The 13,225-nt window shown below is 56.2% G+C and carries 7 protein-coding genes; 2 read left to right on the plus strand and 5 right to left on the minus strand.

From position 1 onward, the window contains the following. Positions 1-69: 69 nt before the first annotated feature. The gene (locus VO84_RS00985) at positions 70-3,363 is read left to right on the plus strand and encodes a TonB-dependent receptor (RefSeq protein ID WP_231737729.1); all 3,294 of its coding nucleotides are present in this window, start codon (positions 70-72) and stop codon (positions 3,361-3,363) included. 533 nt (positions 3,364-3,896) lie between these two features. Then, complete coding sequence (locus VO84_RS00990; RefSeq protein ID WP_197413843.1) at positions 3,897-7,148, plus strand: TonB-dependent receptor domain-containing protein; 3,252 nt, start codon at positions 3,897-3,899, stop codon at positions 7,146-7,148. A gap of 598 nt (positions 7,149-7,746) precedes the next feature. On the opposite strand, the gene kdpC is transcribed toward VO84_RS00990, so the two are convergent. The 5 genes from kdpC to VO84_RS01010 all read right to left on the minus strand — a co-directional run bounded on the left by kdpC (position 7,747) and on the right by VO84_RS01010 (position 13,206). Continuing rightward, the gene (kdpC, locus tag VO84_RS00995) at positions 7,747-8,382 is read right to left on the minus strand and encodes a potassium-transporting ATPase subunit KdpC (protein ID WP_331458378.1); all 636 of its coding nucleotides are present in this window, start codon (positions 8,380-8,382) and stop codon (positions 7,747-7,749) included. Positions 8,383-8,397: 15 nt separating this feature from the next. Next, complete coding sequence (kdpB, locus tag VO84_RS01000) at positions 8,398-10,431, minus strand: potassium-transporting ATPase subunit KdpB (protein WP_197413844.1); 2,034 nt, start codon at positions 10,429-10,431, stop codon at positions 8,398-8,400. A gap of 16 nt (positions 10,432-10,447) precedes the next feature. Then, positions 10,448-12,196 (minus strand): potassium-transporting ATPase subunit KdpA, encoded by a 1,749-nt coding sequence (kdpA, locus tag VO84_RS01005; protein ID WP_058185414.1) that lies wholly within the window; start codon positions 12,194-12,196, stop codon positions 10,448-10,450. Position 12,197: 1 nt separating this feature from the next. Continuing rightward, entirely contained in the window at positions 12,198-12,287 is a 90-nt protein-coding gene (gene kdpF / locus VO84_RS23240) for a K(+)-transporting ATPase subunit F (RefSeq protein WP_082661585.1), read from the minus strand. A 214-nt stretch (positions 12,288-12,501) separates the two neighbouring features. Further along, positions 12,502-13,206, minus strand: a complete 705-nt coding sequence (locus tag VO84_RS01010; RefSeq protein ID WP_058185415.1) for a response regulator transcription factor — start codon at positions 13,204-13,206, stop codon at positions 12,502-12,504. Between the last annotated feature and the right edge of the window lie 19 nt (positions 13,207-13,225).

The raw sequence follows: 13,225 nt of genomic DNA on the forward strand, positions 1-13,225 counted from the left end.
CTTGTATTGGCGTTAACAGTACCACTTTTCGCGCAGGAACAGAGCACCTCCGCGATATGGCGTGGTCTTGTGAAGAACAGTGTCGGAACTCCGATTGTCGGGGCCAAAGTGCGGCTGAAAGGAGCTTCCACCGCTGAATCAACCACGCCCGCCGATGGGAGCTTTTCTCTTGCTGCTTTGCCGGCCGGAAAGTACAAGCTCACGATCGTTGCGGATGGAACGGCCCTCACTTACGCGCAGACTATTACTTTGACCTCGGACTCGCCTGCCGTAGTGATCACAGTGTCGAATAGCAGTGAAATCACAGTGGCTACGCCGCAGCAGACGGATCAGAAGGGCGGCGAGAAACTCTCAAGTCAAAAGGTAAACGAGTTGCCGTTGAATGGACGCGACTTCAGCACGCTGCTCCTGCTGGCGGCAGGCACCATGACGGACGCGAATGGGGCTACGAACTTTACGCAGCAGTTTGCGATCAATGGACAGCGTGGTGTCGAAGCAGTGTTCGCGATGGATGGAGCGGATATCAGCGATCCGGAGATGGGCGGGAGCACATTCACGAATTTCAATGTGGATGCGATTCAGGATCTGCAATCAAGTTCGGGCTGGATGCCGGCCGAGATCGGACGGGGTGCGGCCGGTTTCACAAACATCGTGACACGGTCGGGTCAGAGTGGGTTTCACGGATCATTCTTCGAGTTCATAAGAAACTCCGCTCTTGATGCACGGAATTATTTCGATCACCCGTCAATTGCGGAACCGGGCCGCATCCCGCCATTCCGAAGGAATGAATTCGGATTCACCAACGGTGGATCAGTCGTGCTGCCCCACGTCTACGACGGGCGCGGCCGTACGTTTTATTTTGGGCAGTATCAAGGGTTCCGGCAGGTCCTTGGAACCACACAGGTGCTCGCCGTGCCGACAGCAGATGAGCGGGAAGGCCAGGACACGGTGACCTATCCGGACGGTAGCACGGACACTCTGCATGTGAATGTTAATCCTGAGATTGCAGCTGTACTGGCCCGTTACCCGCTTCCGAACAACCCGACCGGTGCATATGGGACTCGAACATACGCGGCACCGTCGAAGGTCGACACAGATGCAGATCAGTTCTCAATTCGCATCGATCAAAAGTTGGGAGAGAAGGGGCAGTTTCTTGGTCGATTCAACTACGATAACCTGACGGGACCTACGACCAATCCCGACCAGACATTGCTCGATCCGACCTTCGGTGTGCAGTATGTAGATAGACAACGAAACGTAGTATTCACCTATACGCGCACAGTATCGCCGCGATTACTCTGGTCGTCATCACTGAGCATTACGCGAACGACTCCATCATTTCCGACACAGAACTACACCGACCCGGCACTGAAGTTCACGGATGGCCTCTACGAGGCATTTAATTCAGCGGCGGGATCGGTAATGTCCGCATTCGGCAACCTGTTCCACGGACAGCTGAATTTCGTTTGGACGACACATCAGCATGCGGTGAAGTGGGGTATAGAGGCACGCCTCAATCGAGACACGACCTATTTCGGTATCAGTCCGAACGGGGAATACGACTTCGGCGGTGGAACGGTCTATTCGCCGGTGTTTATTCCTTCTGGGTCCGGAGAGCACAACGTGCAGGTGGGCGATCCCTTGCCGGATACGCTGAGCAGTTTGCTGATCGGGTACCCGTATGGATACACAATCGCGGTCGCTCCGCCCTATTTGTCGAACGGAGCACACATTGGGCCGGCGGCAATCAACAGGAACGACGTGAATGTCTATGTGCAGGACACTTGGAAAATCAACCAGCAATGGGCGCTCGATTACGGGCTGCGGTATGAGTTATACACACCGATAACTGAACGAGCAAAGCGGACAGCGGGTTTTCTAGACGCGTCTCCTCCGACCGGAGTTGGACAGGAGTATCTGATCAACCCTCAACCTGGCTATCAGACGGGTTGGAATGGCTGGGGGCCCCGTGTGCAGGTGAATTGGAATGCGCCACGAGCGGTGCATGTGCATGTAGGTGGAGCGATCACTGTGATTCCACCGAACATCTGGCAGGACAACTTTCTCACAGGATCAACACCGTTCGTGATCTATCCGCGCGTCAATGCGACGAAGAACGGCGAAATTGCGTACGGATTCCAGATCACACCCAACGAACTACCGCAGGTCTATACGCCGGATGGCGGGAACGTGTTAGCCAGTGGCGATACGAAGAAAGTTCCAGCGAACACGGTGATGGACGTGAATCGATACCAGGAAGATCTCGCGGCACTGTCACCGAGCAATCAGCTGTCTCTGCTGAATCTGAGTGGGATTGATCGCCGCTTCAATAATGCGTATCTCCGGACCTGGACGCTGGGACTGGAGCGGGCATTCGGCGGGTTGACAGCCGATGCAGCATATGTCGGAACATCGGCGTTTCGCCTTCCCCGGGTTTCATACCCAAACGCATATCAAGGAGCGGGTCCGGGATTCGCGAAGTTTACGAACTTCGACAGTGGTGGCGTCGCAATCGGAGGCTTTGGGTTCGAGTCCGTGGTTACCAATACGGCGCACTCGTCCTATAACGCATTGCAAACTTCATTGGCAGGGCAGGTCGGACACGGCGGTCCGGGATTGCAGGCGGGATACACCTGGGGCAAATCGTTAGATGACGTTAGCGGCCTGCAAGGAGGAACAGGTTCGACGGGCGCAGTATCTCTGTTCAGTCCGCAGAACCCATTCGACACACATACAGAGAAAGGTCCGTCAAACTTCGACGTGACGCACGCCTTCACTTTGAGCGCGGCGCAGGATCTGCATTTGCAGGGCCTGGGGGATCAGCCCGCTGGGATCCGAGTGTTAACTCAGGGTTGGCAGATGCTGAGCATCTCGACGATCACCAGTGGAGCGCCGTTCACCATTTACTCAGGGATTCAGCAGACGGGCGCAGGGACAATTGGGGCGGACCGGCCAGACCAAATTGGCATACCGAGCCTCTCGACGGCTCACAGCTCAACTCGACGACGGGAAGACTATTTTGGGCTCGGCGCAGCCAACGCAACATTCTTTTCGATTCCCATCGGGATACAGGATGGAACCGGACCTAACTCGGGGCGATTCGGAATGCTCGGTCGAAATAGCTTCCGCGGACCGGCTTATTACGACTTCGATTTTGCGGTCATCAAGACAACGCCAATTGCCCATCGAAGCAGTGGCCTGGAGCGTGCGGATCTTCAGTTCCGCGGGGAGTTCTTCAACGTGTTCAACGTAGTGAACATGGGCCTGCCGGCGAACACGATCAAAGGCTCGGGGTTTGGGGTGATCAGCAAAACGGCTGGGACCTCTCGGCAAATTCAGTTTTCTCTGAAACTCATCTATTAAGTAAGAGATGGTGATAACGAAGGGCAAAGCGGGGACCAGATATCTTTTCTTTATAGGTATAAGTTTTTCTCATATAAAGGCGCGAGTTTCGTCTGGCAAGCCCAGCAATATGTTTCCTTTGATATCCGTGCAGGTTATCTGAGTTGAACGTATTGATTTGCGGAAAGCTTGTGCTACTATCTTTAACAACTCATGAATATAGAGACCATCAGTCCGCGCATACGTTGTTGTTTCTGTAGATCGCTGCGCGCATGAGCGTAAGTCGCCAGATTCTTTGGTCGTCTTTTTAGATTTCCCGCAAGTTTTAACGCGCGAACGCGCAATTCGAATGCAATCGGTAGCGAAGTTGTACCTGCAACTGCTACGGGACGCAGCCGGCGGGTCCATTTAGCTACATAGAACAACCACCGATGGTCCTGCTGCAGCTCGATCGACATCACGGGCCTAACCACCTGTATCACTTGACGGAGGTTCTTATGCAAAGAAACTGGAGATGGCTTCAGGTATTTCCTATCCTGATTGCTCTGTTGTTGGTGTCATCTGTGTCATCACTGGCGCAGACCTTCCGCGGAAGTATTAACGGCACGATCACTGATCCCTCGGGCGCGGTCATTACCGGCGCAAAAGTGACAGCTACCGAAGTGGCCACTGCTGTCGTACGACAGACGGTCGCTTCCGGCGCCGGCGAGTTCTCGTTCAATGACCTTCCGGCCAACACTTATACAGTCAAGGTTGACGCTCCCGGCTTCCAGAGCACTGAGATCACGGGCGTGCAGGTGCTTGCAGGCAAGATTTATACGCTACCTGTCAAGCTGACTCTCGCGCAGGCGGCCACAACGGTTGAGGTTTCAGCCGATAGCCTTTCGCTCGATACCACCACCGTCACGCAGACCACGACCCTCTCGGGCCAGGCGTTGCAAAGTGTGCCGCTCAACGGCCGCGACTTCACGCAACTTCTTGGCACCTCGCCGTCCTTCGCTGGCTATAACAACCAGGGCTCAGTCAACGGCACGCGCAGCAACCAGATTAACTACACCATCAACGGCACAGACAACAATGATCTGTACCTGAACGTGGATGCTGTAAACCAAGGCGGCATCAGCGGCATCGCTGGCGTCGTCTATCCCATTGACGCGCTCGACGAATACTCGCTGCAGACGACGGGCAACAGCGAATCCGGCCGCAGCCCTGGTGGCAACCTGAACGTCACGACCAAGTCCGGTACCAATCAGTTCCACGGCAATGCTTATTACTACAACCGCAACGAGGCGCTGGCCGTAGCCTCGCCCTTTACGGCTCCCGGATCACCTTCACTGCCGCTGCGCAACGAGAACTACGGCGGTTCGGTCGGTGGCCCCCTCTGGCGTGACCATACATTCCTGTTCCTTCTCTTTGAGGAACAGAAGTTCGTCATCGGAGAGGCCAGTTCTACCACCGAGCCCTCGCCAGCCTACCAGGCGCTGGCGCTCGCGGAGCTGAGCAAATACAACGTCCAGCCCAGCCCGGTCTCGCAGGCCATCCTCAGCACGCTGTGGGATCCAAGCGTCATCGCCAATCTGCCCGGCACTCCGCTCAACTACTCCAGCAGCGCACCGCAAAGCGGCTATAGCCACAATGTTGTGGCCCATCTCGACCACAACTTCAGCGACCGCAGCCACCTTTCAGCCATCTGGTACTTCGGCCAGGGCTACGCTGCGGCTCCGGACTGCGTGTTCGTCTGCGGAGCTCTGCCCGAGTACTTCCAGGAAGTTCCTTCGCACATCCAGAACTTCAACACAGTGTGGAACTACAGCATCCGGCCCAACCTGACCAACCAGCTGGCCGCAGGCGCCAACTTCTTCACGCAGGCATTCTCCGATGCGAACCACAGCCAGGATACTCTGACATTGGCAGGCCTCAATTCAGGCGCTGCTCTCACTGGCGCTCCGCAGCTCACTATCGCCGGTTTTGACTCAATCGGGATCACGCCGACCTCTGGCCGCAACGACATATCCGGCCAGATTGCGGACACACTTTCCTGGACAGTCGGCAAGCACCAGGTTCGCTTCGGTCTTGAGTATCGCCGCGCCTACATCGACCTCTATTACAACTGGGGCGGCCGTGGCGCCTTCAACTTCGGCACAGGTCCCGCTCCGCTGGGGCCCTGGGCTAACGATACCTCTGTCACCGACCCCAACGTCCTGAATCTGGCCGACTACCTTGCCGGCTACGCGTACACGTCCAACATTACTCTCGGCACCCAGGAACGTTTCATCTACACCCACACCGGCAGCGCCTTTGCGCAGGACTCCTGGCAGGCCACGCCGAAGCTGAATATCAACATTGGTCTGCGGTATGACTATCAGCAGCCCTTCTTCACCAACGATCCGAACCTCTCTGTCTTCGACCCCAGCAACGGCGGACTCGTCGTGGCCGGTGGTGGCAGCAAAACACCGGATTACATCTACAACAGCAACAAACTCAACCTCTCACCGCGCCTTGGAATCTCTTACCAGGCGACTGAGCGCACGGTCATCCGCGCCAACTATGGCCTTTACTTTGACCAGCCCGCTGGTCAGGCCTTCTTTGGCAATATCGGCATTCCGAACGGCGGCGCAGGCGGCGCAAATAACAACCCGGCCGGCAGTGAGCCAAACTATTCGATCGTCGACGGTGCCAGCGTCAACAGCGAGGGCGCACCGATTCCGGTGTGGACCTACAACCAGCCAACGCCGATCTTTACGCCTGCGGATGGTGAGCCTACGGGCAGCAATGTGGTCTCCATCTATTCGGTCAGCCGCAACTTCAAAACTCCCTACGCCCAGCTCTTCGGTCTCAACGTTGAGCAGAGCCTGAACAAGGCGTGGATATTGAATGTCGGCTATGTGGGTACCGTCAGCCGTCACAATCTCGTCTTGCAGGACATTAACCAGAATGCGCTGGGAGGCGATCAGAACCCCGCTACAGTTGTCGGCCCGAACGGCGCGACGTTCAGCTACCAGCAGTCCACGCGTCCCTACTTCAACCAGTACCCCAACTTTGGCATCATCAACCAGATCAACTCCGCCGCCACGTCCAGCTACAACGCACTCCAGGTTACGCTGAAAAACAACGCGTGGCACGGTCTTACCAGCCAGTTCTCCTATGCCTGGAGCCACAATCTGGACGACTCCAGCGTCTTTAACACCATTCCGCAGAACTCGCTCAATCTATCGGGTGACTATGGCAATGCGAACAATGACATCCGAAATCACTTCTCCGCATATCTCAACTACGCAATTCCCACCTTCGCGTCCGGACCGAAGATTTTGACACGCGGCTGGGAGGTCAACGGCATCCTCAAGTTCCAGAACGGCCAACCGGTCAACGTCCTCACCGGCTCAGATAACAGCGGTACGGCTGAGGGTGAAGATCGTGCCAATATCACGGGTCCGGCTCTCAACAGCGATCGCTCGGTGCAGAACCACTCTTTTGCGCAGTACCTCAACCAGAGCAGCTTTGCTGTGCCAGCGAATGCCACCTACGGCAATCTGGGGCGCAACCAGGTCATTGGACCCGGTTTCGGCGACGTGGATCTGTCGCTGATTAAGAACACGCCCATCTACAAGGAGCGGGTAACGGCGCAGTTCCGCGTAGAGATGTTCAATGTCTTAAACCGCGTCAACCTGGCGCAGCCTCTGAACAACCTTGGCTACGGCCCCGCGTTCGGCACAAGCACCACGACCATCGGCGTCTCCTATGGCGCGCCTGGCATCGGCTCTGGCGAACCGTACAACACTCAGCTTGCTTTGAAGATTATTTTCTAAGCACGTTTCAGGCATGCTCTGCGCCGGCTCGCAACTGCCGGCGCAGAATTTGACAAAATCCAATTCAACTGCACAATCACTTTATTGCGGCGCGGTCCCAACGCTGCGCCGCGATACAAACAGAACCGGACAGATACAGTGGCCATTAAAGATTGCTCGAATTCGGCCCTACCCATGCAGGCTCTCTGCCGCATGTTCCGCTTCTGTTGTTGCTCCCGCTAAATTCCTGTCGCTCGTGCTGAGCGGCATGCACAATCAGCGCGCATAGCCATCGGCAATTTCTTTCATTTGATTCATTCGCGTATTCATCCCGTGTCTTCTTTTGATTCGGTGCATGGGTCGTCAATCTGCCGCGAGCCAAGGGTTACGAAATGCAATCTTAACGGAGGAAAATGCCGTTCATGCATACAAGATGGACAATTGCAGGAGTTGTTTTCGCCGCTCTCGCAACGAGAGCGACTTGGAGAACAGCTTCCGAGTATGGCGCTGTAAGCCGCAGAGACATAGACTTCTCTTAGGAGGGGACGTACAGAGAATCTATTGGCCGCGGCCACACAGGGAAATATGTTACGCGTATAAAATCGCAACGGAGAAATTTCTATTTGCCCGATATGCGGTCGAGGTCGAGATTCAGCAAAAGCACATTCACGCGCGGTTCGCCCAACAGGCCAAACTGCCGCCCCGTGATATGCTGCCCAATCAGCGTACGAATCTGCTCTGCATTCACCCCGCGCGCCTTCGCCACGCGCGCTGCCTGAAAATACGCGGCATCTGGCGTAATGTCTGGATCGAGGCCCGATCCGGACGTCGTTACCAGATCAATCGGCACCGGCTTGCCACCAGATTCCTTACTCAGCTTGTCAATATCGCCTTGAATCCGCTGTATCAGCTTTGTATTTGACTGCGCCAGGTTCGATCCACCCGAAGAAGTCGCGTCGTAGCCATTGCCCGCCGCCGAAGGCCGCGGATGAAAGTATTTGTCTGAAGTGAAGCTCTGAGCCAGCAACTCCGATCCCACAACCTGCCCGTTCTTCAGAATCAGGCTTCCTTCCGCCTGGTGCTGAAACAATACATGCGCGGCAAGCGTAATCGCCAGTGGATAGCCCAGCCCGAACAGCACCGTCACAATCAATGTGAACCGGACCGCCGTTCCCCACACAGAATGTTTGTGCACCGGCGCACTGGTCGTGGCCACAGCTGAAGTCGTTTGAGGCAATGTGGAAGCAGTATGCACAATTATTCTCCTTGCTTAGGCCAGGTGCAGAAACGCAAGCGCCATGTCAATCGCCTTGATCCCGATGAACGGCACAACCATGCCGCCCACACCATAAATCAACAGATTCCGTCGTAGCAGCACATCCGCCGGCTTCGGCTCATACTTCACGCCCTTCAGCGCCAGCGGAATCAGCGCAATGATGATAATCGCGTTGAATATCACCGCTGAGAGAATCGCCGACTGCGGAGAACGCAAATACATAATGTTCAGCGCATTCAGCACTGGAAACACGCCCGCAAACATCGCCGGAATAATTGCAAAGTACTTCGCCACATCGTTCGCAATCGAGAACGTCGTCAGCGCGCCTCGCGTCATCAGTAACTGTTTGCCGATCTCCACAATTTCGATCAGCTTTGTTGGGTTCGAATCGAGATCCACCATATTGCCGGCTTCTTTCGCCGCCTGTGTGCCGGAGTTCATCGCCACGCCCACGTCCGCTTGCGCCAACGCAGGCGCGTCGTTTGTACCGTCGCCTGTCATCGCCACCAGCTTGCCGCGTCCCTGCTCGCGCTTGATCAGGTCCATTTTGTCCTTCGGCTTGGCCTCGGCAAGAAAGTCGTCCACGCCGGCTTCGCGCGCAATCACAGCGGCCGTCAGCGGATTGTCGCCCGTAATCATGATCGTGCGAATCCCCATTGCGCGCAGCCGTGCCAGCCGCTCTTTCAAACCACCCTTCACAATGTCTTTCAGATAAATCACGCCCAGCGCCGTAGCATTCTCCGCTACCACCAGCGGAGTTCCGCCCGCGCGCGCAATCTCTTCCACGCTCTCCCGCACCTTCTGCGGAAGGGAAGATCCCTGCTCTTCCAGAAAACGTGTAATTGCATCCACGCTTCCTTTACGAATCCGCGTCCCCGGAATATTCACGCCGCTCATCCGTGTCTGTGCCGTAAATGGTACAAACTCCGCATGAATGCTGCCCAGGTCGCGCCCGCGCAGGTTGTACTGCGTCTTCGCCAGCACCACAATCGACCGGCCCTCCGGAGTCTCATCGGAAAGGGAAGCGAGCTGCGCCGCATCTGCCATTCGCTCCGCGCTTATGCTTGGTGCGGGCATAAACTCCACCGCCTGCCGATTGCCCAGCGTAATGGTGCCCGTCTTATCCAGCAGCAGAGTGTTCACGTCGCCTGCCGCTTCCACCGCGCGACCGCTCATGGCCAGCACGTTGTACTGCACCAGCCGGTCCATGCCCGCAATGCCAATTGCCGAAAGCAGTCCGCCGATCGTCGTCGGAATCAGGCACACCAGGAGTGACACCAGAACAAACACCGTCTGCGGAGCCTTCGAGTAAATCGCAAACGGCTGAAGCGTCACCACTGCAAGCAGAAACACAATCGTCAACCCGCTCAGCAGAATGCTCAGCGCAATCTCATTTGGCGTCTTCTGCCGCGACGCGCCTTCCACCAGCGCAATCATGCGATCCAGAAATGTTTCGCCCGGATTCGATGTGATCTTCACCTTGATCCAGTCGGAAAGCACTTTCGTGCCTCCTGTCACTGCGGAGCGGTCACCGCCTGCTTCGCGGATCACCGGTGCGGACTCGCCCGTAATCGCCGACTCATCCACACTCGCCACGCCTTCAATTACTTCGCCGTCGCCGGCGATGTACTGCCCAGCTGGGATGTAGATCACGTTTCCGGCGCGCAGCGCGCTGCTCGCTACCTCTTCCAGTTCGCCGCTCGCTGCATAACGCTGCGCAATCGTTTCTCCGCGCGCCTTCCGCAGGGTGTCGGCCTGCGCTTTGCCGCGTCCTTCCGCCATCGCCTCGGCAAAATTCGCAAACACCACCGTGAACCATAGCCATAGCGTGATCTGCAGATTGAAGCCGAACCCCGCTCTGTGATGGACCGTGTTGTCAATCAACAGCAATGTTGTCAGCACGCTGCCCACTTCAACAACAAACATCACCGGGTTCTTTATCATCTTGCGCGGGTCCAGCTTTTTTACCGAATCCAGTAAAGCCGCGGCAGCAATCTTCGAATTCCAGAGATTCTTCTTTTCAATCATCGCAATATCTCTTCCGTTAGAACGTCTGCCCGGCATGGAGCAGAAGGTGTTCCAGAATTGGTCCCAGGCTCAGTGCAGGGAAGAACGTCAGCGCTCCCAAAATCAACACCACGCCTACAAGCAACACCGTAAATAGCCATCCATTGACAGGAAACGTTCCCGGCGAAGGAGGTACGCTCTTCTTTTGCGCCATGTTTCCCGCCAGCGCCAGCACCGGAATCAACATCAGGAACCGTCCCGCCAGCATCGCCCAACCCAGCGCTACGTTGTACCACCAAGTGTTTGCGCTCAGCCCCGCAAACGCCGAACCATTGTTGCCTGTTGCTGATGTGAAGGCATACAGAATTTCGCTCAGTCCATGCGGCCCGTTATTCGTCAGTGCGGGGAGCCCAATCGTCGGCGAAAGCACAAATACTGCCGTCAACGTCAAAATGATCAGCGGAAAGATCAACACATACAGCATCGACATCTTCACGTCGTATGCATCAATCTTCTTGCCCAGATACTCTGGCGTGCGTCCCACCATGAGCCCGGCAATAAACACCGCCAGCACCACAAAGATCAGCATTCCGTACAGTCCTGATCCCACGCCGCCAAAGATCACCTCGCCCAGTAGAATGTTGGTCAGCACCACCATTCCGCCGAGTGGCGTATAGCTGTCATGAACGCTGTTCACCGCGCCGCAGCTTGCCGCCGTCGTAATCTCCGCAAACAAGGATGACTGCGAGATGCCGAACCGCACTTCCTTGCCTTCGTAGTTGCCGGTTTCGCCGCTCGCCACCGTGGTTTGTGACGCTCCGTGCAACAGCGGATGCGGCTGCGACTCCGCCCAGTACAGCGTCGTGAACCCTGCGGCAAACAATACAAACATTGCCGCAAACACAGCCCATCCATGTCCCTGCGATCCCGTCATCCGTCCCAGTGCATACGTCAGCCCCGCCGGAATGATGAAGATCGAAAGCATCTGGAGAAAGTTTGTAAACGGTGTTGGGTTCTCATACGGATGAGCGCTGTTTGCATTAAAGAATCCGCCGCCGTTCGTGCCAAGCATCTTGATCGCTTCCTGGCTTGCAACGGGTCCCTGTGCAATGGTCTGCGTCTGGTTTGCTTGAGCCTGACTCGATTGCTCCAGCGTATGCGCTGCCGTATATTTCGCCAGGTTTTGCGGTACGCCCTGTGTCACCAGTAGCAGCGCGTAAATCACACATGCCGGAAGCAGCACATACAGTAGCGCCCGCGTGGTATCCACCCAGAAATTGCCAATTGTCTTTGAAGACGTGCGCTGGATTCCGCGAACCAAGGCCACAGCTACCACAATGCCAACTGCGCCGGAGAAGAAGTTATGTGTCGCCAGAGCGGCCATCTGAGTCAGATAGCTCATCGTCGTCTCCGGCGTATAGCTTTGCCAGTTCGTATTCGTCGTAAAGCTTGCTGCCGTGTTCCACGCCAGGTCCGGTCCCACCGCGCTCAGCTTCTGCGGATTCCATACTGGCAGGGCGGCCTGCAGGCGCTCAATCGCATACGTTATGACCATGCTCACGGCGGAGAAGCCCAGCACCGCATACGCATACTGCCGCCAGTGCATCTCATGCTCTGCGTTCACGCCCGACAGCTTATAGATCAGCCGCTCTACAGGGCCCAGCACGGGATCAAGCCACGTCCGCTTACCTTCCAGCACGCGAGCCAGATACAATCCCACCGGCTTTACGGTAAGCAGCAGAACAATCGAATAGACAAAAAACTGTAGCCAGCCATTTGCCGACATTTCAGAATTTCTCCGGGTAAAGAAGGGAAAAGACGAGATACCCCAGCAGAAGAATGCAGACAACCAGGGCCGCGGCGGTTATGAGGTCCATTTGCACGTATCTACCTCAACTTCTCGCACGCTTTGACATACAGAAAGGCAACGGCAAAGAAGATTGCCGTAAAGAGCACCATTAAGGCATCGTCCAGCATGGCATCCTCACTGCGAACAGTGCGTTGCGCGCCTGTCCGCTGCTAATTAGAATCACAGTTTTAGTCTATAAAGCGCCAAAGTGAATTCTAAGGAATGCATAAAGGCTGGCACCTTCACTGTGTTCCCGATTCCTCTTCGTTCCAGCCTTCAGGGACAAAGCGATATCCAATCCAAGGCTCGGTGTGAATGTATTGCCGGCCCGTTTCGCCTTCCAGCTTCTTCCTTAGCTGTCCCACAAACACCCGTAGATACTCCGGCTGGTGCGCCGCCTGACCGCCCCACACCGCTGTTAGCAGCGCGCGGTGCGTCAGCACCTTTCCGGGATGCCGCGCCAAATGCGCGAGAAGGTCAAATTCCTTCGGCGTCAGGTGAACCTCTTTGCCTTGCACGGTCACGCTATGTGCGGTCACGTCCACGACAAAATCGCCCGTCGCAATCGCGGTTTCCGTCCGCTCCGGAGCACGCCGCAGATGCGCCCGCACCCGCGCCAGCAGCTCCTGAATGCTGAAAGGCTTGGTTACATAATCGTCCGCGCCCGCATCCAGCGCCTCCACCTTGGATCGCTCATGATCGCGCACGGAAAGCACGATGATCGGGGTGGTTGCAGTGCGTCGAATAGCCTGGCATACCTCCACGCCACTCATCCCAGGCATCATCAGGTCCGTAATCACCAGGTCCGGCGGCCACTCCTGAAAGACCTGCAGACCCTCTTCCGGATCGTTTGACGTGCGAATATCAAAGCCCTGCGCCGTCAGCGCCGCACGCAGCGCCCGCGTAATCTGCGATTCATCATCAATAACCAGGATTCTTCCGGACATACAGTCTCTTCCTTGCAAA

This window comes from Occallatibacter gabretensis, assembly GCF_001449115.1.
Taxonomy (GTDB): Bacteria; Acidobacteriota; Terriglobia; order Terriglobales; family Acidobacteriaceae; genus Telmatobacter; species Telmatobacter gabretensis.